Below are 26,795 nucleotides of genomic sequence, written 5' to 3'. Positions count from 1 at the left end.
GCATGATGGAAAGTGAGAGCTTAATCCTGAGCGCTTAACTGTAGAGAGGAGCTATGACGCAAAACAATCATCTGTCCATCGAGTTGTCTTATCGTGACGAGGCACCTCCTGTCGCATCATTTATTCAGTTCCGAGCCGACTGTGGCTGGGGAACGATCAGTGAGCTTCAGGCTAAGCGAGCACTCGACAATGCACTATTTTCGGTCACGGTATGTGCTGATCAAAAAGTGGTGGGGTTTGGCCGAGTGATTGGCGATGGAGCGCTGAACTACTACATTCAGGATCTGATTGTTGATCCTGCTTTTCGCAATCAGCAGGTTGGTTCAAAAATCTTGTCTCGGTTAATGGCGCAGATTAAGGAATACAAGCTGCCCGGTAGCGCAACCGTAGGATTGATGTCGGCGGCTGGCAAAGAAGCTTTTTACCAACAGTTTGGATTTACTGTACGACCCACAGACGTTTTTGGCGCAGGCATGACAATGGATCTAGACTAAGTCGAGGCGCTAAGAACGAAGTTATAGAGAGGTTGTCATGTCAGATCCACTCGCTCAAAACAAAGAAAATGCGATAGCTTTTTATCAGACGGCTTACTCTGGTCAGCCACGTAAAGCCGTCGAGAAATACGTTGGTGATGAGTATATTCAACACAATCCTCTGGTTGGTGATGGCAAGGAGGCTTTTATTGAGTACTTTGACCAGATGCACCGCGAATATCCCGACAAACACATTCGTTTTGTTCGGGCTGTTGCAGAAGGCGAGTTGGTAGCACTCCATACGCACCAAACCTGGCCCGGTGGCGATGAGTATGTGACTATGGATTTTTTTCGCTTTGATAAGCAAGGGAAGATTGTTGAGCATTGGGATTCGATACAAGAAATCCCTGCAACCAGTGCGAACGGAAATACGCTCTATTAGTCGAACTAAGCTTCCTGGAATGTGAAGGCCAGTGGTATTTAACCTCAAGCGGCGGCATCAATACGAGTTGCCGTTTTGTGACTATACTTCTTTAGCAGGATGTCCAAAATAGTCCTTCTTCTCTGATCCTGAACAGTTGAAATTTGTTGGTATGAGTAAAGTAAGTCTTCTAAACATACCCATGCTTGAATAGATAAGTGTTTGAAAAATAAAAGACAAATAGTTATAGGTGAATGACGATGCTGTCTGCATTGCTACGAGTGTTTATTGCTGTTGTTATTTCGGTTCCGGTGATGGGGGCCAAACTGGTCATTTATCATGATGCAGATTACACCGGACATCTGGAGTCGGCTGAATCGATGGCGATGGGCTTTAACACTGCACTCGCAGAGGCGGGTCATAATGTTCAAGGGTATACCCTTGAGCTGGTCCCTAAAAATCATCAGGGTAACGTAAAACGCAGTTTGCTGAATCTAAAGCGGTTTACCAAGGACCCTGAGGCACTCGCAGTATTAGGAGGGCTACACTCTCCACCTTATATTGTTAATCGCAACTTTATTAACCAAAATCAAATTCTACTCATGGTTCCATGGGCCGCAGGCGGGCCTATTACACGATATTCTGAGGGGCGCAACTGGGTTTTTCGTGTATCAATTGACGATACCAAAGCCGGGTTTCGGATAGCGCAATTTGCGGTAGAAAACAAAGAGTGTCAGTCACCTCACTTATTATTGGAAAATACTGGATGGGGTAAATCTAATGTTAAAACTTTAACCAAAGCTCTTAATGCGAAAAATATTAAAGACTTTGCTGTGACCTGGTTTGAGTGGAATACGCAAAAAAATGTCGCTCGAATTATTTTAAGAGAAATTATCAATACAAAAGCCGATTGTATTTTATTTGTTGGTAATGCCATTGAAGGCTCTGTGTTTGCCAAAGCCATGATATCTTTACCGAAAGAACAACGCCTGCCAATGATAAGTCACTGGGGTATTACCGGGGGGACTTTTCATAATACTTATCGAGACCACTTGCATGGTGATCTGGATTTGTCTTTTATTCAAACCTGTTTTTCCTTTATATCGACGCCTGCTAACAAGTTGTCAAACCAGGTTTTAAAAAGCGCCTACCAACTTTATCCCGGCAAACTAAAAAAACCGGAAGACATAGTCGCACCGACGGGGTTTATTCATGCTTATGATATGGGCAAGATATTGCTTGCTGCTCTCGATCAAATCAAGCTGACGGGAGATGTAAAAAAAGATCGTGTAGCCTTGCAATCTGTGCTTGAACGTATTGAGCGACCCGTTAAGGGGTTAGTAAAAACCTACAAGCCCCCGTTTTTGCCCTGGACTAAGCAGCAGGAGGATGCTCACGAAGCGTTACAACTCAACGACTTTTGCATGGCCTACTATGATGATAAAGGCGTGATTCATGTTTTTCCTAACCATCAATCCACAGCTATGAGTCATTAAACAGAATGACCTCTCGAGTTTTTTATCTGTTTGTGTTTTTCAGTATGGTTGCCGCCATTATCATTAGTATGTATCTCGTGGGTGGACGCACGCAAACATCGGTTTTTAACCTTATGGAGCAAAGCATAGAAGCCAAATCTAAATTGGCTGCTTCTAACTTGCAACAGTTCATCACTACTCGAGTGGCAATACTACAGGATTTGGCCAGCAAACCAACACTCTCCAGTAGTGTGATGGGGTCCGAGTTGTCTCGTGCAAATCTGGCGGATTACCTGGATGACTTTAGAATTTTGGGAACAAAAGAGTCTTTGATTTTGCTCGATGTACTTGGTGAAGTCGTTTACAGCTCTGAGCCAGAAAGCTCAAGACTCAACTCGGTGCAAGGGTCTTGGCTTGACGCTGTTCTTAATCACAACGCCGAAGTGGTTGTTGCGCTTCATGAGGAAGACAATCAGTCTTACTTTGTGATTGCTGTACCGGTTAAATACAACAATCTTGCCGAAGGTGTATTGGTCACATTTTTGTCCGACAGTTTGCAAGCACTATTAACATCAATTATCGAAGGATCATCTAATGCCATTTCTTTGGAAGGTGATTTCTTAACTTATTCAAGCAAAAAGCCCGGTGGAGAGTATTCAAATATACACACCTTTCCTATAAAAGGTGCTGGTTTAAAGCTGAGCTATCTAGTGGATAAGAAGGCAATCGAAGAGAGAAAGTGGGGCTACATGCGAGATACCGCACTGGCGATCATTGCCAGTTTGACCGTCGCTTTTGGCGTCTTGGCTCTTTTTGGTCGTCAATTGATTCTCAATCCTTATCGAAAAATTGAACAGTCTCAACGAGAAATACAAGAAGCATTAGAACAAAATAATTTGTTGGCTCAAGCAATTGAAGCCAGCCCTATTGGCGTTGCAATAGCCGATGCAGAGCAACCGGGTTTTCCTATTTCTTATACCAATAACTCCTTTGGTAAAATGACAGGATATACTCGGCTAGAGGTCTATGGTCAGAAGTTACTTTCTGTACTTAGAGGAAAAGAGACTGATAAAGAAGCTATTGCTGAGATTGAGCAAGCTTTGCAAAAGCGGGCGGAGTTGAATATCGAGCTGATTAACGAGCGCAAAGATGGGCGCTCTTTTTGGAGTAATCTTTATCTTTCTCCTGTTTATCAAAGAGATGGCGAGTTAACTGCATTTGTTGTTATACAAGATGATGTATCTGAACGCAAAGAAAGTGAGAAGGTACTGGCAGAAAGCAATCAGATCATTGCCCAGGCGCTTAGTGATCTTAAAGAACAAAAGTTTGCGCTAGACCAACATGCTATTGTAGCGGTAACTGATATCGAGGGAACCATTACCTTTGCCAACAAAAAATTCTCAGAAATCAGTGGGTATCAGCAAGAGGAATTGATCGGACAAAATCATCGACTGATCAATTCGGGCACTCACAGTCAGTCATTTTTTGAAGAGATGTATCAAACCATATCGAAAGGCAATGTGTGGCATGGTGAGATCTGCAATCGAAAGAAAAGCGGTGAGCTCTATTGGGTTGATACTACTATCGTACCTTTTAAGGACAGCAGCGGTAAACCACAAAGTTACATTGACATTCAAACGGATATCACTGACCGTATTCAATCAGAAGAGTTGCTCAAGCTAGCGCGAGATCAGGCGCAAGCGGCTACCAATGCAAAGAGTGAATTTTTGGCCAATATGAGTCATGAAATTCGAACGCCTATGAATGGTATTCTGGGCATGTTAGGTCTGCTAAAAAGCTCTGACTTAACCAGCGAGCAACTGCATCGAATTGATATTGCGCAAAACAGCGCGAAATCTTTGTTGGTAATTCTCAATGATATTTTGGACTTTTCAAAAATTGAAGCGGGAAAATTGGAATTGGAGCTTCTTTCTTTTGACTTGCCCAAGTTATTGCAAGAGTGTATCGAGGCGATGGGATATTTGATTTCGGGTAATCAAAGTGTTGAGTTGGTGTTAGATATCTCTGATGTTGACCAGCCTATGGTAGAGAGCGATCCTGTTCGCATTCGCCAAATAGTCACTAACCTTATTGGCAACGCGATCAAGTTCACCAAAGAAGGACGCATCACAGTAAGCGCAAGACTAGAAGATATCAGCTCGGATCATTGGCATCTCCATTGTTCTGTGACAGACACGGGTATTGGTATCCCGGATGAGAAGCTCGATAAATTATTCGAAGAATTTAGCCAGCTCGATGCCTCCACCACCCGTAAATACGGCGGAACAGGCTTAGGACTCACCATAGTTAAGAGGCTTTGTTCGATGTTAGGAGGCGAGGTTCGAGTCAGTAGCGAGATAGATAAGGGGAGTTGCTTTGAGTTTGAGCTCCCAGTAGGCAAGTCGAAGAAATCACACTTGAGTATTCCTGATATCGATATATCTGAGCTTAATATTCTGGTCGTGGATGACAGCGTAGTGAATCGGCAAGTGCTGAGAGAGCAGCTTAGCCAGTGGGGGGCTACGGTGACTGAGGCTGATTGTGGCGCTGTTGCGCTGAGTTGTTTTGAGCAACAGAGTGAGCAGGGGAGAGGCTACGATATTGCGATATTGGATTTGCAGATGCCTGATATGGATGGCCGACAACTGGGTGGGTTGTTGCAAAAAGATACTCGATACAAAAATACCCGGCTTATCTTGATGACCTCGATAGCGTTTCGTGGAGATGCTCACGAATTTGCCGATATTGGATTTAGTGCCTATTTTCCTAAGCCTACGACTTCTCGAGATCTGCATGATGCACTGAAAGTGATTATTGAAGACGGCAAGGCGCTCAATCAGGCCGAGCCTTTGGTGACTACGCATTACCTAAATACCTTACAGCGAGAAAGTGCCAAGAATGTGTCACTTCCGGAAGTCCAACATTCTTTGCTACTCGTCGAAGATAACAAGGTAAATCAGATGGTTGCAGAGGGGATGCTTAAAGGCTTGGGCTTTGCTGTCGTCTGTGCAAACAATGGCGTTGAGGCATTAGACATACTTAATCAACAGCCAGCCGATGTGCGTTATGGCTTGATATTAATGGACTGTCAGATGCCGCAAATGGACGGCTATGAAGCCACTCGACAGATCCGTTCTGGCGCTGCCGGGGAGCATTATAAAGACATTATTGTGGTTGCAATGACCGCTAACGCCATGCAGGGGGACCGAGAAAAATGCCTGGCTGCGGGTATGAATGATTACATCACCAAACCCATTGATGAAGCCTTGCTCAAGAAGGTGCTATCTGGCTTGCTACAAAGGGCATCAAAAGTGGAAGTCTAGTGGCGAGGCTCAACTAAGCCAGACAGCAAAACAAATCTGACCACAGGTACATCGACTAGGATTAAATACCTGATTTTTCTTCTTTTATTCCATTCTCATAGACTATAATTTAATTACTTTTTGTCATAACAGAAGTTATTACATTAGTGGTTCTACGTTACCTTTTCATTCTGCTCGTGTTGTCTTTAAGCGCCAAGCTGAGTTGGGCGAACCTGCCTGACCGCTTGATTCTGCACGATCTAAATGCCAAGGAACGTTTAAACCAGAGTACCGTTCAGACGGTTTTTGAAGATTCTACCGGGTTTTTGTGGATAGGGACGCAAAGCGGACTGCATCTTTATAACGGTTATTCCATCACACTGTTTCAAAAGCGCGTTGATAGAAAAGATGGTCTGGTTGATAACTATATTGTTGATATCACCGACGCAAAAGATGGGCGTTTATGGGTCGCAGGGCTCCAGGGCATCAGTTATTTCAACCGTCAGACAATGTCGTTTCACACTTTGCTTAAAGTATCGACCTATCCAGGCATTGGTAGCATTAACCAGATTCTATTTGACGAGAACAAGCAGTCGCTGCTGGCATCTTCGAGCACTGGGTTGTTTCGCATCTATCTAAAAAACAACACCATCACAGAAATAAAAGCCCTGTATCTTTCTGGCAGTGTTCAAATAGCCAAGCGTTGGATGGGTGATTCGTTGCCATTATTACTTACATCCAGTCAATTTGGTTTTTTGCGAGAAAATGACGAGCTGCAGGTGAGCCAACTGTCGTCCTTTAAAGGCAAAAAGTTGGATGTCATTTATGTAAACAAAAATGAGCAGGTTCTACTGGCTGGCAACGGGCAAATCTTTCTTTATCATAAAAATGCCAGGGTAGAGTCTTTATGGCGAGAAGAAGGTTTCGAGTTTTTGAGTTTTAACTCATTACTGGAAGATAAGCTTGGTCGTTTATGGTTTTCTGTTGAAGGTAAAGGGATCGTTGTACTTGACCCAAAAAGTAGAAAGTCTGTTCACTTTAATACTACCAACAGTCGTTTGAAAGACAATCGCGTCGTATCCTTAGCGATTTCGAGTGAAGAAATGCTATGGATAGGTACAGCATCTGCTGGTATTTATTCTCATAAACTGTTTGAGCAAAAGTTTCAGAATTTTTATATCCAACATGGTGTAGAAGAAGCCCTACAGAATCATATAAGGGCGGTGATACCCTTTGAAAAAAGTATTCTGGTGGGCTCCGATGCTGGACTAGCGCGCCTCGATCGTAACACTAAACAGTATGAGATCATTTATCGTAATCGGGAGCTTGGTGAGCCGTTTCCGCGAGTGCTGGATATTGCATCTCACTCAAAAAATACGGCTCTGCTGGGAACGGAGCAAGGGCTCTATACCTTAAATACTGAGGATTTCAGCTATACACAGGTGCTTGATCAAGACGAGCTGCTAAAAGGATTGTTTATCCGCTCTTTGTGCCCTAAAGGAAATCTTTTGTTTATTGGGACTCACTCAAAAGGGCTTTATGTCTACGACTTTGATAGCAATAAAGTGGTTTATCATGTTCGAGCGCAAGATAGCCAAAGCCCGCTAGCGTCAAATATGGTGTTATCCATCTTTGAAGACTCGAGAGAAAGAATATGGTTAGGTACTATCAATGGATTAAGTGTATTGAGCGGAACTCGATTAAAGTATCAGCTGACAAATTTTAATCTGAGTCAGTATCAGCTTAAAAATACTTTGATTCGTGATTTCTATGAAGATAAAGAGGGACGTATATGGGTGGCGTCTCATGCGGGGTTATTTCGTTTTGAAGGAGAGCGTGTAGACAACTTTAAGGAAACTTTATTTGATCGTCGTAATGGACTGTCAGACAACACTATCTATTCTATTTTGCCGGATCAATACAATCGTCTGTGGTTGAGTTCTAACAAAGGTTTGAGTGTTTTTGATAGCACGACACTTGAGGTTATTAACTTTGACCAGATTGAGCAGTTGGGACAGTTAGAGTTTAATGGTCGATCGCGAGCGCGAGACGGTAATAATTTGATTTTTGGTGGTGTTAACGGATTAACTCAATTAACACCAGTGACCAGTCAATTGCGAGACATTAGTAAGCCAACCTGGATTACATCAGTCAAGTATGGGCGAGATTTCAATAGCATTTACGCCTTTCCTGACAAGTTATTGTTGTTTAAACCAGAACATAATGCTTTTCAAATCAGTTTTTCCAGTAGTTATCTTTATAACCCCTGGGACACTCAATATCGCTACCGTCTAAACCAAAGCAAGGAGTGGACAAACCTCCAAGGTCACAACGAGTTGGTGTTTGTTGGCCTAAAACCTGGACGTTATGAGTTAGAGGTACAGTCGAAAAGTCTCGGAGCTGACTGGAAGTTTGCCAAGAGGCCGCTGCTGTTTAAAATAGAAGAGATATTCTGGCTAAGTACTACGGCCAAGTTGCTATACATAACTCTGGTCGTTACTTTTATTTTTACCATCTTTTTGCAGGAATACCGTCGACGAAAACTGCAATATAAAGCGCTTTCAAAAGTTAAAGAAAGTGAAGGCCGAATGAAGGCTGCACTGCAAGCCAGTGGTCAAGGACTATGGGATTGGAGTACAGGAACCAATGCAGTAGTGCGCATTAACATCGAAAAGCTATTTAATATTGATCAGGATGATAGCTATGACGATCTGCATAGTCTGGATAAACTGATTTACGAAGCGGATCTTAATAAAATTGAACTACAACGCAAGTCATTATTTCTGGGAGAAAATGTAGCGGAGGTCCAATATCGAGTAAAAGATCCTGATGGCCAGTGGCGCTGGATCAATGATAAGGGCAGTGTGGTAGAAAGAGATCGAGAAGGTAATGCAAGCCGCATTACCGGAACTTATACCGACATCACCGCACTCAAACGCGCAGAAATGGACCTGAAAATATTTGATGAAATCATACACAGTATGACGGAAGCTGTGGTGGTAATGAATACCGACCGAGAAGCTATTTTTGTTAATCCCGCCTTTGCTCGTATTACCGGCTACGATGCGAACGAAGTTCTGGGTAAAGACTTTCAAGGAATGCGTTCAAGCAAACATTCCTATCAGTTTTACGATTCTATTTGGGATGAGTTTGTGGCCAATACCAAGTGGTATGGAGAAATATGGCTTAGATGCAAAAACCGTAAAGACATTTTATGCGCACTGGAAGCCTTTCAAATTTATGATGTACTAGAAGAGGTGCATCAATCGGTGCTTATATTCAATAACATCACCGAACGTCGTAAAGCCGAAGAAGAGCTGAGTTATCTTGCCCGTTACGATACCTTAACCGGATTGCCCAATCGTAGTTTATTTATGGACCGTCTAGAACACGCACTGGCATTGGCAAAACGTCATAACCACAACATTGCGGTGATGTTTATGGACCTGGATGGATTTAAAAATGTGAACGACTCTTTTGGTCATCAGGTGGGTGACTTTTTGTTGCAACATGCCGCCCAGGCCATATCCGAAATTCTACGAGAAGAAGATACCTTGGCACGTTTAAGTGGCGATGAATTTATATTACTTATCGAAGAGTACGATGAGCCAGAACAGTTGTCGATTATCTGTAAAAAAATTCTGAATGTATTTAATCAACCGATTCATTTGTCGAATCAAGAGATCGTAGTGACGGCCAGTATAGGAGTCAGTCAATATCCCAAAGATGCTGACGATGACACAACATTAATGAAGTATGCTGATACCGCCATGTATTACGCCAAAGAGAATGGCAAAAATCAATTTGCGTACTACGAAACAAAAATGCATGAGCAGGTAATACAACGTTTGTATATGGAAGGCCATCTGCGTCGAGCATTAGAAAACGACGAATTCTACATAGTCTTGCAACCGATTATTGATGTCACACGAAATCATGTGGCTGCGATGGAAGCCTTATTGCGTTGGGATAACCCAGAACTCGGACAAGTGTTTCCTTCTGACTTTATTCCTCTTGCTGAAGAAACCGGGTTGATCATTGATATCGGCAGAGTCGCATTGTTTAAAGTGTGTCAAATGATCAAGAAGTTGAATGCAGCCATTGAACATGAGATTGTTATTGCCGTTAATGTGTCGGTGCGACAATTGATGGATGAAGACTTTATCGAGCACGTAGAGTCAGCGATTCGTTCAGAGGGAATACCAGCCAGACAATTAAAAATAGAAATTACAGAAAGTATGCTAATGGCGAATGCTACCAAAACAGAGAACATTGTACGCCGGTTGAAAAAAATGGGAGTGATTGTTTCTGTCGATGATTTTGGTACTGGATACTCATCCTTAAGTTATCTAAAACGTTTTTCTGTGGATGAGCTTAAAATTGACAAAGAGTTTATTGCAGATATCTCAGAAGCTTCAAGAGACGAAAAGATAGTTAATGCGATTCTGGCGCTAGCCGAAAGTCTGGATATGCAAGTCGTTGCCGAAGGGGTCGAAACACGTCAGCAATACGACTACTTAAAGAAACGCAATTGCCAGTTCATTCAAGGATATTTTATTAGCAAACCGCTAGCAGAGATTCATGTGGAGTCATTTATTAAAGAGTATGGTGGCAGCATAACTTAAATAATTTTCCATTTGGGTTTATGATACCACCATCATCCATTCCATAAAAGACATTGAGTGTGCCATGTTGCCTGATCATCATCATTATCGTATTGCCGTTCATGACGCTGCTGCCCATCTGTTTGAGGTCACCCTGACCATAGCGAAACCATTGGCTTCGCAATCGGTACGTTTGCCTGACTGGATCCCTGGCAGTTATATGATTCGAGATTTTTCCAAGCATATTAATCAACTAACAGCCTATGACCTCGATCACAAGCCTTTGACTTGTCACAAATCGAGCAAATCAACCTGGGTTATCGCTTGTGAAGGCGGGCCTATTAGTGTTCGTTATTATGTGTATGCGTGGGATTTGTCGGTCCGTGGAGCCCATTTAGATCAGACCCATGGTTTTTTTAATGGCACCAGTGTTTTTCTTGAGGTCGTGGGACAGAGTGAGCTACCGTGTTTGTTGAGTATTATTCAACCAGAATTTGCAGAAGCGCAAAATTGGCGTGTAGCGACATCGATGCCACTTGCCAGTAATGAGCATCCTCAAGCTGCGAAACTTTATGGGTTTGGTGACTACTGGAGCCAGGACTACGATGAGTTAATCGATCATCCCGTAGAGATGTGCGACTTTGATTCTATTGTCTTTGAAGTCGCGGGCATCCCTCATGAACTCGTATTTTACGGTCGCCAAAGGGCAGATCTGGATCGAATCGCTCGCGATCTGACAGCAATATGCGAAGCTCAAATTGCTGTGTTTGGTGAATTGCCAGAAATAGAACGCTATGTATTTTTGGTGACGGTATTAGGTGAGGGCTATGGTGGTTTAGAACATCGCTCGTCCACGGCATTGCACTGCGCTCGGGCAGATTTACCTTTAGTCGGTGAAGATAAGTTATCGGATGGTTACAAGACTTTCTTAGGATTGTGCAGTCACGAGTATTTTCATACCTGGAACGTTAAGCGTATTAAACCCGCAGTCTTTTTGCCTTATGACTTAACGCGCGAAACCCACACGCCCTTACTCTGGGCGTTCGAAGGCATCACTTCCTATTATGACGAACTGGCGTTAGTTCGTAGTGGTGTATTGAATGAGCAAGAATACTTGGTCATGTTGGCCAAAACCGTTACTCGGGTTTATCGTGGTTCTGGACGCTTTAAGCAAACGGTGACTGAATCCAGTTACGATGCCTGGACACGCTTTTATCAACAGGACGAAAATGCTCCTAATGCCATTGTTAGTTACTATACAAAAGGTGCGTTATTGGCTTTGTGTTTGGACCTGTTGATCCGTAAGCGATCAGAACAAAAGTATTCTCTTGATCATGTAATGGCTTTGTTATGGCAAGAACATGGCCGTCCTGGCGTGGGAGTCGAAGAGGATACTATTCAAAAGCTGATTAAAGAACGTTTAAATCTTGACCTGTCTGATTTCTTCTCTATGGCGTTAGAGACCACCGATGATCTGCCTTTAGCAGAGCTGTTGGCTGATTATGGTGTTGAGTTATGCTGGCAAGCGGCAAGTCGTTATAGCGATCTGGGTGGCAAGCCATCGGAGCAAGAGGTTTCCGTTAATCTTGGGGCGACAGTACAGCAACATGCTTTGGGAGCCAAGCTTCGGTTTGTTTATCATCAGAGTACGGCTCACCGTGCTGGCTTATCATCGGGCGATATTGTGATCGCGGTTGATCAATTAAAAGTGACCTCTGCGAATATTGAATCCAGAGTGGCCAGCTACCAGGTGGGAGACACCATTCAATTTCATGCATTTCGTCGTGACGAGCTGATGAGCTTTGAGGTAGAGTTACAAGCGGCCGACAATAACACCGCTTACTTTAACTATGATGAGCAAAACTCAGACACAGTGGCTGGTTGGCTTACGCCATCATCGAAGGGTGAGTAAACCGATTACTTAAGTGATTAAGAAAACAATCGCCTGATAAAAGTGAACTGGTTACAATAACGCATACAACAAAAACAAGTGAGCAAGCTTGTTCAAAAATTGAGGAATTTCATGAAAGTCGTTTCATTTAATATTAACAGCCTAAGAGCTCGTATTCACCAGTTAGAAGCGGTGATTGAAGCGCATCAACCGGATGTGATTGGTTTGCAAGAAACCAAAGTGGCTGACGAAGCTTTTCCCCTCGATGATTTGGCGCATTTAGGTTTCCACATCGATTATCATGGTCAGAAAGGCCACTATGGTGTTGCAACTTTATCAAAAGAAAAACCAATCAAAGTTGAGAAGGGATTTGCGACAGACGCTGATGATGCTCAACGTCGAACGATCATTACTTACTATCAGGTCGGTGATAGACAGATCGGTGTATTTAACGGATACTTCCCTCAAGGTGAAAACCGCGAACATGAAACCAAGTTTCCTGCTAAGCAAAAATATTACGCTGATCTGATGGCCTTGGTAAAAGAGCGCCGTGATGAATCATTGATCATTATGGGAGATTTTAATATTTCTCATCAGGATCATGATATTGGCATAGGTCCACAAAATGCCAAGCGTTGGTTGCGCAGTGGTAAATGCAGCTTCTTGCCAGAAGAAAGAGAGTGGTTGAATGAATTGATGGAGCTAGGTAGCCTGGCCGATACCTTCCGCAAACATTATCCCGATGTTGATGATCGTTACAGCTGGTTTGACTATCGTAGCAAAGGCTTTGATGATGATCCCAAACGTGGGCTGCGCATTGATTTGATTGTTGCAACACCGGACCTGTATGAGGCTTGTACCAGTGCTGGGATTGATTATGATATCCGAGGGATGGAAAAACCGTCGGATCATTGTCCTATCTGGAGTGAGTTCTCTTTATAAAACAAAAACGCCGCAATCAATATTGCGGCTTCTTTTATCAGGCTTCAGCAATGGCGCCTTTTTGAACGCCTTCATAGGCTTTTACTTTAAAGTGATTGTTTGGATGTCGTTGCTTTAAACGATTCGCCAAAAACTGTGCAATCAACTCGACCGTTGAATCGGTTTTCATTACATCACATTGACGCGTCGGAACTTGCAATTCAAAGTAGCCTTGATTGGAAGTGTAACTGACGGTTGTGTAGTCAATGCCTTCAAAGTTATCTTCTTGCTTAATGTCTTCTTCGGTAATGAGGTAAATGTCTTCCCATTCTTCTGAAATAATTTGTGCTTGTTCTGCATTGATGACGCCATCTTGCCACACTTCGATTTTTGAGCGGTGGCCATGAGCGATGCGTTGACAGTCACCAAAATGTTTTTTCAGTCCGTGGGAGTAATGGTAGTAGGGGCCATCAATTTTTTCGGTTCGCAGAGCAATCTGAAGATCTTTGACATTATCAGGTAAAATGCGCAGCAAATGCTCTTTTAAAAATGGCGTCACCGATTCGGGCGTAATGCTATCGACCGGGACCAGGGCAACGGCCTGCGTTGGGGATACATGACGAAAACGACGTTGACTTAAATCCTGACATTCAATGATCAATTCATCGTCTTCTTGTTTAATGGTTGCCTGAGCGTAATGTTGCGGAAACACAAATTTGTGATCAATCAATTGATCCACATGCGCTTTTATTTGTTTTTTAACATGAGCAAAATCAAAAACCATCCCGTTATCATCCAGCTCACCTTCTAGCTCTACGTCCAAAATCCAGCTTTCGCCGACGATTCCACGGTGAGGATGAAAAAAAGAAAAATCAATAACGGTTAATTGATCGACAAAGAGTACTGACATAGCTTGAAATTCCGCTAAACAACTTGTTTAATGACGTTCATATATTAGCATACTCGACAGATATCAGCGCTGCCTGAAACAAAATCATCAATAATTCGTTGTGATAAGAATCAACATTGATGAATAAATGAACGAACAGGCAGTGAACACATCATAATGACAGGCAGGCAGATGGCAAAATATCAAATTTATGGGATTGGAAACGCGTTAGTGGATGTAGAGATCGAAGTAACGCCGGAAGAATTAACGCGACTGGAGATAGAAAAAGGGGTGATGACCCTGGTTGAAGAAGAACGCCACGACGAATTGATGTCGGCCTTAACCGGAGCACAACATAAGCGCGCCTGTGGCGGCTCTGCTGCCAATACGGTCATCGGTGCGGCTAAGTTTGGCGCACAGAGTTTTTATTCCTGCAAAGTTGCTGCTGATGAGACTGGCGATTTTTATGCTGCGGATCTGGCTAACGAAGGCGTAACGACCAATCTAACCGAGATGGAACGAGAAGAAGGTAAGACAGGCAAATGCCTGGTGATGGTCACGCCGGATGCCGATCGAACCATGAATACCTTTCTAGGCATTACTGGTGAATTAAGTGCTGCACAAGTCGACGAAGCAGCATTGGCGGATTCTGAATGGCTCTATATCGAAGGTTATCTGGTGAGCTCGCCGAGTGCGCGAGAAGCTGCTATCCAAACTAAAGCGATAGCCGAAAAACATCAGGTGAAAACGGCTTTATCATTGTCGGACCCCAATATGGTTAAGTTTTTTGGCGATGGCTTAAAAGACATGATCGGAAGCGGCGTTGACTTTTTATTTAGCAACGAAGACGAAGCTTTGATGTACACCGGGGCAGAGACTGTAGATGCTGCAGCAGAAGCGCTGAAATCGGTTGCCAAAGGGTTTGCTATCACATTAGGCGCCGAAGGCGCATTAATATGGGATGGCTCCGAGCTACACAGTATTGAACCTCATAAGGTGGAACCAGTCGACTCTAACGGTGCAGGTGATCTTTTCGCCGGTGCTTTCCTGTATGGCATTACTCATGGCCATAGCCACAAAAATGCCGGACGCCTGGCCAGTTTTGCCTCGGCGACTCTGGTTACAGAGTTTGGCCCTCGTTTATCCGCAGCTGGGCTAGAAAAAGTATTGGCGCGTAAAGAAGAGTTATTAAATGGCTAAACAACTTTGGATTATGCGCCACGGCGACGCTGCCTGGGTAGCAGGCAAGGATGCAGAACGTCCGCTCACTGATGCCGGTCGGCATCAGGTGAGAGCAGTGGCTGAGCAGTTGAAATCTCAGCTCAAGGGCACTTGCGATGTCTGGATCAGTCCATACCTAAGAGCTCAACAGAGCGCGCAGGTGCTACTGGATGCTGGCCAGATTGTGCCAGCCAATATGCAAACAGAGCCTATGATTACGCCTTCAGGCGATCCGGCGATGGTGGCCTCGCTCATAGAAGCCAGCGACTTCGAAAACCTGATTATTGTGGCGCACATGCCTCTGGTGGCTCGCCTGACCAGCTATCTGACACGAAATGACAGTGTCGAAGGCTTTTATACCGCTCAAATTGCACAGCTGAAGCAAAAAAGCGAGATGTGGGAGCATCAGCGCGACTGGCGGCCCTAAGTTACTGCAATATTGGTAGGTAATTGTCATTTTGTCGTAGCAATTAAGTGCTAAAGCTTCTAAAATTCGTCGGCTAAGGTAAGTGAGTTAGTGAGTTGTTATTTTGTCGATAGATGCTGTTTCTGGAGTAGCCAAAAAGTCACGTCAGCGTGCAGGCCGTTTGTTGACGGTCCTGATTACCATTGCGACCTGGTTAATTACCATCTGGTATTGCTTTAAAGCCATTATTTTTTCCAGTTTTTCTAAAAACGCCCGCATGCACGTGGATATCATCACCCGTGAGTGGTCCCAATCTCTCGTCAACCTTATTCGTTTGCGTATTCACGTCAGTGGCGATTTTGATGCCCAATATCAGTCTGGTAAGCCCTGTATTGTGATGTGCAATCATTCCAGCGCCTATGATATTCCCGTGAGCTTTTTGGCGATTCCTGGCAGTTTGCGCATGTTGGCCAAAAAAGAACTGTTTCGTATTCCTATTTTTTCTCAGGCGATGCGAGCGAGTGAGTTTTTGTCCATTGATCGCCAAGACAAAGATCAAGCTATACGTGATCTGGCCACCGCTAAAGAAAAAATGGAAGATGGCATCATTTTGTGGGTTGCACCCGAAGGTACTCGATCAAAAGAAGGGGAGTTGTTGCCCTTTAAAAAAGGCGGATTTCATCTGGCTATAGAGACAGGGGCAACCATTGTGCCTGTGGTTATCAAAGATATTCATCAGGTATTACCCACCAAAACGTTTCGCATGAGTATTAGTCAGGATATCGAAGTTCGCATTGGTGATGCGATTGATGCAACAGACTATGATATTAGTGAACGCGGCCAGTTGGTGGACGCTGTTCATCAAAGTATGGACGAGTTGTTAAAACCGGCTTTAAACATTGACTCTCAAAACTGAGGATACTATGTCATCTAATTTTTCTGAACATCTTGCAGAAGCTCAGTCAGAGCTGCATACGATTCGTGACTTTTTGCGCTGGACCTGTTCGCGACTTGATGAGGCGGATGTTTTCTTTGGGCATGGCACGGATAATCCATGGGACGAAGCCGTCGCTTTGATTTTGCCGTTATTGCGCCTGCCTTATGATTGTCCTGACGAGTTAATGGATACCCGCTTAACCACTACCGAAAAGCAACGTTTGGCGCAAGCGATTAAACAGCGTGTTGTGCATCGGGTGCCCGTGGCTTACTTGACTCAGCAAGCTTATTTTTGTGGGTTGCCTTTTTATGTTGATGAGCGTGTATTGGTACCTCGCTCACCGATTGGCGAATTAATTGAGCGCCAGTTTACACCCTGGGTTGATCCACAAAACGTTCATTCAGTTTTAGATCTATGTACGGGCAGTGGCTGTATTGCGATTGCCTGTGCGCAGTATTTTCCAGAGGCCTTTGTTGCGGCCAGTGATATTTCTACCGATGCGTTAGCTGTTGCAGAGTATAACTGCCAGTTGCTGGAATCAGAGCATGTGTGCCTGATGCAAAGTAATTTGTTCGATAAGATCCCAGAGCAGCAATTTGATGTAATTGTTTCGAACCCGCCTTACGTAGATGCCGAAGACATGGCTGATCTTCCTGACGAGTTTCGCTCAGAACCTGAGTTAGGTTTAGCTGCGGGTCACGACGGATTAGATCTTGTGCACATCATGTTGCAGCAAGCTCATCGTTATTTATCGGAGCATGGTATTCTGATTATTGAAGTGGGTAATAGCGCTGGTGCTCTGGAAGCGGCCTATCCAGATTTTGACTTTAACTGGATTGAGTTTGAACGTGGCGGACACGGTGTTTTTGTGATGACAGCAGAAGAAGTGAAACAGTTTGCCAAAGTATAGATGAAGCTTTTTTAATTAAGAGTTCCATAAAAAAAGAGCCGCTAATAAGCGGCTCTTTTTTTTGTTTGTGGCTACAGCTTAACTGCGGCGAACTCTACGTAGAGCGGCCAATAAGGTTAACGCTAAAATTCCGAAGCCCATAGTACCACCACCGCCAGAAGAAGGTGGCTGAACTTTGGTTGTAATACGGAAGGTTTCGGTCGTTGAGTTAATCGTTAACGACGCTGTTTGAGTGGTTTCAAAACTGGTGCTGCTGTTACTACGAACGCAGATAGTTTGATTGTTTTCAATCGTGCCTTCCGTTGATGTGAAGCCATTGGCCGCACAACCGATTGAATATTCACCATTCGCTACTCGAACACTCACTGGCACCTGAATACCTGTTACAGTAATCGTATTAGAGGTGTAGCTTGTGTTGGTTTCTGCACTGGTAACTGCGTTAAACGTAAACGCATCTGGCACACGATCAGGCAGGGTAGTTGAGCTAAACGATGCGTTTGCAGAACCAACCGTCAGCTGTGTGGTTGTGGTAACCATGTGGGCATCCGGTGTCGAGTGTCGCACACAGATTTGCGAACCGTTACGCACTGTTCCTGCATCCGTTGTAAAGCCACTCGCCGCACAGTTAATAGAGTACTCACCATCGGTAATTGATACCGGAACAGCAACATTAATGCCTGTGATGGTGATGGTGTCTGATGTTGCTGTTGCGCCCATCGCCGCTTCATTTTGCGCACTAAAGGCAAAGCTTTCGGGAGTGTCATCGTCAAACAGAGTCGCGCGGAAAATACCACGACCATAAGTTGCTGCAATTAAAGTCGTGTCGTTTTGCCAGATTAACTCATCAACCGACACATTTGCTGGACCGTCGTTTTGCAAGCTCCAGCTAATACCGCCGTTTTCTGAAGAGAACACACCAATTTCAGTACCGACATAAATGCGCTGATTGTTAGTTGGGTGGATAGCGATACCACGGATAGGTGCCGAAGGAATAGACTCCAGACCTGTGCCCGTTACGTCATTCCAGGTTGTGCCGCCGTCTTCTGATTTCCAGAGGTTATCAGGATCAAAGCCACCAAAGCTCGCGTAAACCACATTGGTGTTGTTATTAGCAACGGCTATACGTAAGAGGTTACGACCAGGCATGCTAGCCGTATCAATACGTGTCCAACTTGGTGTTGCCGCTAATGCATTGGTTGATTTGTAAAGTTGGCCATTGTTGTGACCAATGTAAACTACATTCGAGTTACCTGGCTCAACGGTAATGGCACTGATTGCGCTGCTCACAGAAGGTTTAATTGAACGCCAGTTTGGAGACGGATCTTTTACATTGCTCGTCATCCACAATTGCTCAGCACCACCAAACATACGCTGTTCATTATTTGGATCTAGTAGGAAGGGAGCGATAAAGTTCGGGTTATCGTCGGCCATTGCCGCATCATAGATGTAGCTTGCAGAGATTCCGCCATTCGTACTACGGTGGATTTGCAGGTCAACATATTCGCCATACAGATAGTTAGAATCGGTTGGATCGGCACCAGAATAACCACCGTCTCCGCCGAAAGATTCGGTCCAGTTTTCGCTGTCGCCTTTGTAAACCAGAGTTCCATTGTCTTGCGTGCCACCAACGATGGTGCCATCGGGTGCTACTGCAACACTATAAAACTGAGTGACACCCAGCTCATTATTCAGTTCTTGCCAGCCTGTGCTATTGATAACCGTATCGACATCATCCGTACGATAAACACCACCGTCGTTGGTAAAGAATACCTGCTTATTGTTAGTGCCATCAAAGCTTGGATGCTCAACGATATAGTGATGATCCGCGTGGGCAGAATCTGGTGAGCGATACCATAAACTGATCTTGGTAAGTGACTGGCCGCTGTTATTACTACGCCACAAATCAATACCACCCACAATAACCTGTGTAGGATCAGTAGGATTAACCCATAGCGCATTGTCGTACCAGCCCTGACCACCCAGGTAACTCGTACCACTGTTTCTTAGGCTGTAAGACTGGCCGCCGTCTGTTGAGCGCCAAATTTCACCACTGTCTTTATTGATCGAGGCATAGACGGTGTCAGGAGAAGAGTTCGCATATTCGACTTCGGTACGACCGTCATTGGGTGCGCCAGTGGCTTCTTGCCAGGTAACACCGCCATCTTCTGTGTAGTAGATTTTCTCCCAGGTGCCGGCAACCGCTTTGTTGTTGTCGGTGGGGTGGAAGTCGATGTCGTTGGTGCGTTCGCTTAACGTTTCTGTCCAGGTGTTACCACCGTCAGTCGAACGCCAGATACCACCATGAGTGGCTGCTAGTAAGGTATTACCATTGGGCGACATGGCCAAACGGTTTACCCAGCGAAAATCGCTGTTACTGGCCGTCTGACTTAGAGAATTCCAGGTGTTACCACCATCGGTACTTTTAAAGACACCCAGGCCAGTGATGTAGTGAATGTTAAAGACACCTTCACCTGTACCTGCGTAATAAACGTTGGAGTCGCTAGGGTCGACAACCAGGCTAGATACCGCCAGGTTAGACATAAAGTCGTTAATCGGAGCCCAGGTGGTTCCAGCGTCTGTTGTTTGCCATAAACCACCAGAAACTGAACCCGCAATCATGCGATCAGAGTTTGTTGGATCAAAAACCAATGAGCGGATACGTCCGCCGATGTTACCAGGGCCTAGTGCAGTCCACTGCGCTGACGATAAGCCTGCATCATTGCGTACCAGGCTGCGCATTTCCTGTACTTGCTCTTGAGCCTGTAACCAGTTCTGCTTATTGATCTTTCCATCCTCGCTGGACATCTGCTGAGCGCGAAAGTGCGCTGCACGCCCAGGACTGTCTGGCTTAGGGTTGCTCAGCTTAAAGACTGCGCGGTCGAGTTTGGCCTGCGGCATTTGGCAAACGTCTTTTAAACTCAGACTTTTGTAGCGCTCAAGTTGAGGAAGCATGTCGCTTGGAATCCCTCGAAGCTCAGCCACTGAGTGAGGATCGAGATTACCATCACACGCTGAATCTGGTGTGTGGTTAATGTAGATTGCCGCTAAAAAGCTGGTAGCTAATAGCGAAAAACCAAAATGTTTTTTGGCGTTAGATGACATAACTTATTCCTTAGGAAGGATGGTAAAAAAAATAGTTTTAGTTGCTTGGGTAGGCGCTGACTGGGAAGTAGAAGTTTGTCGAAACTCGACAGAAAATTTGCCGCTGGTCAAAAATTTTAAACTGCGGACACGCCCACGCTCATCCAGTACTTTCTCGGCATCAACATTTTTGCCCATAATAGGGCGCCATGTTTCACTGACACTGTCGTTCACAACAAAGGCTTCACGATAGCGAAGTTCAACCTCGTCGTGAGAGTTTAACGAAGACAGCATTTCGGTAGTGCCTTGTTCCTGACTATTGGTGTAAGAACATGCGCTTAACACCATTGCCAGAACACTGGTTAACAAAAATTTTAGTTTAGACAAAATAGTAAAGTCTGCTCAATTAGTCGGAAAAGTATACAATATAATGTTTGGAGATGATTTGATATTAACTATTTCTCACATCTATCTGTAAAATATTTACACTAAGCGTTCGCGCGTTGCTTACGCCGATAGTGGTGCTGGATATGACGAAACTCAGGATTTACGGTGACCGCTTTAAGCAATTTAGCGACTTTTTGCGGCGCTGGAGAAAATTTAGGAAGCTGATACCAGTCACGCCCATATCCTTTATAGGTGGTAATTTCTGCCTCTTTACCGATGAATTTCTGAAAACGACTGGGAATATGACGCAAAGTCACTTCAAAACTTCCATCATCTAATCGGTTAGGGGAAACATTAATAATTTGATCGGGCATTGATAATCCAGAAAACAGCAAGATTTATAACAAAGTGATCATATTATAGCCGAACTGCCCCAACTTAATGAATATCCCTTAGGGTTAGAAAGGGAAAATTTATCTCTAAAATCGAACTTTTTTATTCGAGTTTTCATGATTTTCTCTTAAATAGCCCAGCAAACAAGGCAAGCAGAGCTTATTTTGGGCAAAGCACGTTTTTGGCCGTTGTTGAGCGATTAAGATAAAGAAAGATAGGAAAGTTTACGTGTAAGCGAGTAGTTGGCTTCGAACCAACTGATTGATAGTCGAAGGAGTGATTATTTAAGCCATGGTGGTTTTGAAAATTGAAGCGGGTAGAGCAGAGGATTGAAAACACTCGTGCAATAGACGGCGGGAGTTGAATTTACCTCTACAACAAGGGACTTAAAATCCTCCGCTTTTACCGATATGGCGGTTCGAGTCTGCCCCTGGGCACCACATCAGTGGAGAGCTCGAATCTCTCAGACAGGTCTTATATTTCACCAATCAAAGCCGAGCACTTTTCAAAGTAAGCCGCCATTGGCGATAACTTAACTCCCATTCAAACTTTGGACTGCTATTTAAAAATTCAATTGCCGCATCTGCGCCTTCAGCATGGTAGATCGCTCTACACTCATTTTGCTTATCGGTATATTCAACTTCTTCTCTTAAAGAAGGGTATTTTCGAAGAGGGATAGTGACTTTTTCCATTTGACTTAAAGCCGCCCTGATCTCTTCGGCATAACAATATACGGGATGCTCACTGTCTCTTCCTTTGATATGCTCTAATGCCAAGTTCACGAGCCACTCTTGTTTTTCATGAACATCATCTAGCTTTTCTAGATGGGCTAAAAAATAATCTCGATTGTATGGCGTAATCAGAGCAATCCATGCCCCCCAGATAACTCCTCTCCAATTAAAACTCAGTAAATCTTGCAGCAACAATTCATTAATATTACAGACCGACTTTGAGCAACAATATAGAAACTCAAGCGGTTCACAAGCAATACCAGGATACTTATCGATGTATTTTGAATATCCCTGAATCTTTGCGAGCTCATGCTCCAGAAATCCGATAGCCCTATTTTCGTTCATTAGCTCAAGATAATAAGCGGACGAAAATAACTCTCCAAAATCATAATAATTATAACGATACTCTGACATAGCAAGGCCCCTCAAAACTGTTTACCATTTTATCTTAATACAATGAAAGTTGTTCATTATCCTTGGTCTGTATTGCCTCTTCTTAGATGATTCTACATACCTCAATAACGCCTTTCAAAGCGACTTAAGCCGTTTTGCTTTAAGGGACAAAGCATTCTGTCATCCAATAATATATGCCAGCGTATTCAACAATGGTTCCTATTTTGGTTCTATTTCGTACACCTTCTTACCAGCCCGGTAAACTTTAGAAATGGATTGAGTATTAGAGATATCCTCTAGAGGGTTCTTTTTCAGGAAAACCATACTGGCCACTTTCCCTCGTTCTATAGTGCCTTGAGAATCGGATATACCCAATTGCTTAGCGGCATTTATCGTAGCCATTTTTAAGATCTCGCTATTAGGGATACCTGCATCAGAAAATAATTTCATTTCTTGATGAACACTCAAGCCTGGTATCACCCACGGATTTCCAAGGTCGCTACCAATGGTGAGAGGGACGCCTTCTTTATACAATCTGTATACGAAGCCTAGCACCTTAGGCCAGACTTTCTGTGCGCGATTGAAGTCGTCTTCTTTCCAGCCCAGATTGAAGTTAAAAAAGGTTCTCCAGTTGTTTAACAGCTCAGGATGAACTCTGTTAAGATCTGGGTGTGAAGTAACATCTAAGCTATTTCCATAAAAGCTGTTTTTAAAGACGATTAACGTTGGGTCAACATAAACTTCTTTCTCTCTTAATGTTTGATAAAGCTCACGCATTGATTCGGAATCAAGATCCACTTTTTCATACCATTCAAAGTGAGCAAAGGAGCCTGGCCGAGAGTTTTTTTCAAACTCGTCTCTTGCATCAGCTCTTAGCAAACTCGGCGAAATCGGCATAGCATGAACCAAGCCATCGATATTCCAACTTGCAGCATCCGTCCAACTGATATCTTCAAGATGAGCAATGACGGTCATGCCAAGGTCATGCCCAAGCTTAATGCCGTCTCTAACCTGTTGTTCAGTTAAACCCGAATAGAGCTTTATTATGTCTATGCCAGCGGCGTGTTGCTGTTCAATAGCTTTCTTCAGGGGCATTTTATTGTTGATATCTATGACGAGGCCATCAAAAGCGCCCTGATTAAGTATTTCACCTGCCACTTTAGCACCTGGCCCAACAATACTTCCTTCCTTTACTCCATTCTTGTATCGAAGGTTGTATTCACTGCTCCCTCCAGGATTTCTAATGAAAGTTACTCCCCACCTTAGTAATTCACGTGCGTTCCACAAAGAGACTTCATCACTACTATTGGCACTGAGAAACAACTTTCCTTGCTTTTTCTTAAAGGAGACTTCACCCAATGAAATATGAGCATGGGTATCGATAAATCCAGGAACCACAAACTCCCCTTGAGCATCAACAGTGTTCGCTGCTGAATATTTTTCTGGTAAGTCAGCTCCAACATATTCGATCATACCAGATTGAATAATTAAGTAGTTACCTTGTTGGATACTGCCTTTATTTACATCAACTACATTTATATTTTTAAATATTATGACGTCATCGGTTGCGATAAGTTTGGCTTGTGCTTTTGAAATAAAAATAGAGCTTATTAAAACAACGATTAGTATAAAAATTCTCATGAACGACTCCACTATATTGATTTATTAACTACAGTGATACCGTTGCAATTATCCTTACAGATTAATTTTAAAATTTTTGGCTTCCTATATAAGAATGTTTAGTTCTATTTTTTTTGAAAGGTTAAGCTAATACTTTGTTAAGTGGAATGTTGGCTCGATTTTTTGGAGTGCTTAACAAGGATGAAACAGCTTTAGGGGTAGCCAATAGATAGCCTGTAAATAGCAATAGCACATGAGTGTCGAGGCTATATTGATGAGTAAATACTTTCAGTCTGATTTTGTGTGGGGAGGGGAGCTATTACTTGAGGCGTCGGCCTGCTAAGGGTTTTAACAGGCTGTTTTGACTGAAGCAATGAAGCTAACTTAATACATAGTAGTAATATTAAGTTTAACCTTACTAGAGCTATTTTAAAGTACTCAGAAAGTCATTGTGCTTCTTGATCTTTCTATGATTAATAAACCATGCAAGGATCAACCAGAAAATACCAAAGCAATAATTGAATAATATATCGCTCAGCATTCTTCCAAGAAAAACTAACTCATAGATAAAAGAAACTGCAACTGCCACGCTAAATACAAAGACAATATAATTGGTTAACCTTCCCCTATATAATGCTTCCATGCTCATTTTTTCTTCAAGATCAATCCAATTACTGGTTGAAGTGGCAATCATCTGATAGCTTAAGAAACGGCTTTTTAGCGCTGGAATTAATGCAAAAAAACCAACAAAAAGTCCAAAGAAGATCCATAGCTTGGTATGAATGGCCCATGACTCGACAAATGCAGTAAACAATAACCAGACCATAGCTAAAATCACAAACAGCTCAAGAATGGAGACTGCCAACAAACCTAGCTTCTTTGCAATAAGCTTTCTTTTTAACTGTTTTTTATTAAAGCCATTATCGACGGGCTGAGCTAGCCAACTATTCGACAAGGTCTCAAAATCAAGATCGTCTTTCATTTTTATATGCTCCTGTATGTGCTCGACCTACTCAGCTTTAGTCATAATTTCTTGTAGAGACTTTTTGGCGCGATTGACTCTTACCGCAACATTATTTTCAGTAATTCCCATAATTTCTGCTATATCCTGCTGCTTCAAACCATCAAGAAACAACGTGATGAGCTGTCGTTGTATTAAAGGTAACTGTCTAATAGCCTTCATTAATCGGTCAAGCTGTTGTTCTTTTGAGTAGTCTTGCTCAAGAGAACTCTCTGATGCTACCTCACAGGTATCCTGTGAGGTTTTTACTTGCTTAACTTGTTTTTTAACATGCCCCACAGCAACATTATGAGCAATTTTATAAAAGAATGTTTCTATAGAGCTATCGCCACGAAAGCGGTCTAGTGCCTGCCAGATTGCAAGAGCCATCTCTTGCTGAAGCTCTTGTTGCAAGTGAGGCATCATTTCATAAGCCGAAGCAATTCGTGCAAGCCGTGGCCAAAACTCTTCTAGTTTTTTGTCTTTATCTATTTTCATGTTTGAGTTCTGTTGAGAGATAATTTATCAGTATTTGAATACGCATCATTTGTAAATACTTGCCAGAAAGAACATCTAACTCATCACAAACAAATGCTTAAATACTGCCATTGGCTATGCGACTATCTCCTGAGAAACGAAAACTATGACACCGAAGGCAACGACAAACTCCAATGCAACATAAGCAACTCCTAGCTTAAAGACACGTTGAAACCATTTACTTTGTTTTAAATTAGTCATTAGTTTTTTCAAAATCATACCCGTCCATATTTTTGATTGTTACTCTACTAGTGTTCAACAAGGATGTTTCCTTACATTCTTATTTATATTTTTTCTGTTAACTTCAAGTCAAGAGTTGGAAATCTTGGAAAGTGTTTTAAAAACAATATGTTAAGAGCATTATTTTACCTCAAGAAATTGTTCGATATTCAATCAGAAAAAGGAAACTACCGCTCTGGTTGTGTCGCGATGGAGATTAGGTGGCTTCGGTATTCCAAAGCTTCTAAATAGAGGTAGTTCTTCAGCCAAGGAGTTGCTTACTGATGATAGTGGTGATGAAGATAATGGCGGCTGACATCACCTTTTGGTCACTCCTTAATATAGAAGTTGTCTGAGCCGGGTTCTGATTGGCCTGATGTTGCCACTGCGGGATTTTAAGTTATCTGGTGCAATACTAGGGAGGAATGGTTACTCCCTAATGGTGCCCGGGGCCGGACCCGAACTGGCAGATTGTTATTTCCCTAAGATCTTAAATTATCTGGCGCTAGTAGCATTAGGGGAAATGGTCACTCCCTAAAAAATCATGGTTATCGGGATATGCTGGTAGAGAGGAAGGTGTAAGGGTGACCAAAGGTTTCGGTCCCAAAAAAACAAGAAATGGGACACCCATCTTCCTTAATCTTTGGATACACTTGCTCAAGGCTAGAAAGGGAAGCTTTCACGTTACCTACACAATGTTTATACAGATGTTTTCCATTAACTGCCTTTGTACTGCGAGAGCTTATAGCCAATTCATCTATTTATAAAAGCCCTGAAAAACAAGAGGTTAATCACCTATTTTATCTAGCTTTTATACCTTTTATCTCATACATAGAACTTATTGCTCTAAGAAACCTTAAAAAAAATCCACTTTTCGCTAAACCTTTTTTAAAAAATCTGGATAAGGGATACATAGGCTGGTGATATTTCGCTCTGCGGTTCTTAAGAGCGGAACGCCACAATTGAATATTTCGGTTATCAAAT

General features: G+C 43.2%; 20 protein-coding genes. 11 read left to right on the top strand and 9 right to left on the bottom strand.

The annotated features are described in order from the left end of the window. Positions 1 to 53 precede the first annotated feature (53 nt). The 7 genes from NH399_RS00100 (at position 54) to xthA (ending at position 13,108) form a co-directional block, all read left to right on the top strand. Positions 54 to 494, top strand: a complete 441-nt coding sequence (locus tag NH399_RS00100; protein ID WP_253036378.1) for a GNAT family N-acetyltransferase — start codon at positions 54 to 56, stop codon at positions 492 to 494. Positions 495 to 531: 37 nt separating this feature from the next. Next, a complete protein-coding gene (locus NH399_RS00095) occupies positions 532 to 915 on the top strand; it encodes a nuclear transport factor 2 family protein (RefSeq protein ID WP_253036377.1) in 384 nt (127 codons plus the stop codon). Between the two features lie 239 nt (positions 916 to 1,154). Continuing rightward, positions 1,155 to 2,390 (top strand): ABC transporter substrate-binding protein, encoded by a 1,236-nt coding sequence (locus tag NH399_RS00090; RefSeq protein ID WP_253036376.1) that lies wholly within the window; start codon positions 1,155 to 1,157, stop codon positions 2,388 to 2,390. Between the two features lie 5 nt (positions 2,391 to 2,395). After that, positions 2,396 to 5,692 carry a response regulator gene (locus tag NH399_RS00085; protein WP_253036375.1) on the top strand — a complete coding sequence of 1,099 codons (3,297 nt, stop codon included), beginning with the start codon at positions 2,396 to 2,398 and terminating at the stop codon, positions 5,690 to 5,692. Positions 5,693 to 5,838: 146 nt separating this feature from the next. Further along, positions 5,839 to 10,296, top strand: a complete 4,458-nt coding sequence (locus tag NH399_RS00080; protein WP_253036374.1) for an EAL domain-containing protein — start codon at positions 5,839 to 5,841, stop codon at positions 10,294 to 10,296. 64 nt (positions 10,297 to 10,360) lie between these two features. Beyond that, a complete protein-coding gene (locus tag NH399_RS00075) occupies positions 10,361 to 12,187 on the top strand; it encodes a M61 family metallopeptidase (RefSeq protein WP_253036373.1) in 1,827 nt (608 codons plus the stop codon). A 111-nt stretch (positions 12,188 to 12,298) separates the two neighbouring features. Continuing rightward, a complete protein-coding gene (gene xthA, locus NH399_RS00070; protein ID WP_253036372.1) occupies positions 12,299 to 13,108 on the top strand; it encodes an exodeoxyribonuclease III in 810 nt (269 codons plus the stop codon). Between the two features lie 37 nt (positions 13,109 to 13,145). Here xthA and NH399_RS00065 read toward each other — a convergent pair whose 3' ends face one another. Then, positions 13,146 to 13,997, bottom strand: coding sequence for a 6-carboxytetrahydropterin synthase (locus NH399_RS00065; RefSeq protein ID WP_253036371.1), 852 nt, complete (start codon positions 13,995 to 13,997; stop codon positions 13,146 to 13,148). A 171-nt stretch (positions 13,998 to 14,168) separates the two neighbouring features. Between NH399_RS00065 and NH399_RS00060 the strand changes: the two genes are divergently transcribed. The 4 genes from NH399_RS00060 (at position 14,169) to prmB (ending at position 17,450) form a co-directional block, all read left to right on the top strand. After that, positions 14,169 to 15,176, top strand: coding sequence for an adenosine kinase (locus tag NH399_RS00060; protein WP_253036370.1), 1,008 nt, complete (start codon positions 14,169 to 14,171; stop codon positions 15,174 to 15,176). Further along, the gene (gene sixA, locus NH399_RS00055; protein WP_253036369.1) at positions 15,169 to 15,624 is read left to right on the top strand and encodes a phosphohistidine phosphatase SixA; all 456 of its coding nucleotides are present in this window, start codon (positions 15,169 to 15,171) and stop codon (positions 15,622 to 15,624) included. The genes NH399_RS00060 and sixA overlap by 8 nt, the downstream gene beginning before the upstream one ends. A gap of 103 nt (positions 15,625 to 15,727) precedes the next feature. Further along, on the top strand, positions 15,728 to 16,519 hold the full coding sequence (locus NH399_RS00050; protein WP_253036368.1) for a 1-acyl-sn-glycerol-3-phosphate acyltransferase: 792 nt from the start codon (positions 15,728 to 15,730) through the stop codon (positions 16,517 to 16,519). A 7-nt stretch (positions 16,520 to 16,526) separates the two neighbouring features. Further along, on the top strand, positions 16,527 to 17,450 hold the full coding sequence (gene prmB, locus NH399_RS00045; RefSeq protein WP_253036367.1) for a 50S ribosomal protein L3 N(5)-glutamine methyltransferase: 924 nt from the start codon (positions 16,527 to 16,529) through the stop codon (positions 17,448 to 17,450). Positions 17,451 to 17,528: 78 nt separating this feature from the next. On the opposite strand, the gene NH399_RS00040 is transcribed toward prmB, so the two are convergent. From NH399_RS00040 to NH399_RS00005, 8 genes are all read right to left on the bottom strand, one after another. Continuing rightward, positions 17,529 to 20,552, bottom strand: coding sequence for a hypothetical protein (locus tag NH399_RS00040; RefSeq protein ID WP_253036366.1), 3,024 nt, complete (start codon positions 20,550 to 20,552; stop codon positions 17,529 to 17,531). Between the two features lie 3 nt (positions 20,553 to 20,555). Continuing rightward, entirely contained in the window at positions 20,556 to 20,918 is a 363-nt protein-coding gene (locus tag NH399_RS00035) for a hypothetical protein (protein ID WP_253036365.1), read from the bottom strand. A 101-nt stretch (positions 20,919 to 21,019) separates the two neighbouring features. Next, positions 21,020 to 21,292 (bottom strand): hypothetical protein, encoded by a 273-nt coding sequence (locus NH399_RS00030; protein WP_253036364.1) that lies wholly within the window; start codon positions 21,290 to 21,292, stop codon positions 21,020 to 21,022. Between the two features lie 507 nt (positions 21,293 to 21,799). Beyond that, positions 21,800 to 22,456: a hypothetical protein gene (locus tag NH399_RS00025; RefSeq protein WP_253036363.1), complete on the bottom strand. Its 657-nt coding sequence runs from the start codon at positions 22,454 to 22,456 to the stop codon at positions 21,800 to 21,802. A 198-nt stretch (positions 22,457 to 22,654) separates the two neighbouring features. After that, a complete protein-coding gene (locus tag NH399_RS00020) occupies positions 22,655 to 24,076 on the bottom strand; it encodes an amidohydrolase family protein (protein ID WP_253036362.1) in 1,422 nt (473 codons plus the stop codon). A 403-nt stretch (positions 24,077 to 24,479) separates the two neighbouring features. Continuing rightward, positions 24,480 to 25,037, bottom strand: a complete 558-nt coding sequence (locus NH399_RS00015; protein ID WP_253036361.1) for a hypothetical protein — start codon at positions 25,035 to 25,037, stop codon at positions 24,480 to 24,482. A gap of 27 nt (positions 25,038 to 25,064) precedes the next feature. Next, positions 25,065 to 25,553, bottom strand: coding sequence for an RNA polymerase sigma factor (locus NH399_RS00010; protein ID WP_253036360.1), 489 nt, complete (start codon positions 25,551 to 25,553; stop codon positions 25,065 to 25,067). Between the two features lie 1,058 nt (positions 25,554 to 26,611). Further along, positions 26,612 to 26,795, bottom strand: a 184-nt coding sequence (locus NH399_RS00005) for a hypothetical protein (protein WP_253036359.1), incomplete at its 5' end; no start/stop codon positions are given.

Origin of the sequence: Pleionea sp. CnH1-48 (genome assembly GCF_024124665.1) — a bacterium.
GTDB lineage: Bacteria > Pseudomonadota > Gammaproteobacteria > Enterobacterales > Kangiellaceae > JAMXSB01.
Note: the sequence above shows the minus strand (reverse complement) of the source record. Positions and strands in the feature narration are given on the sequence as shown.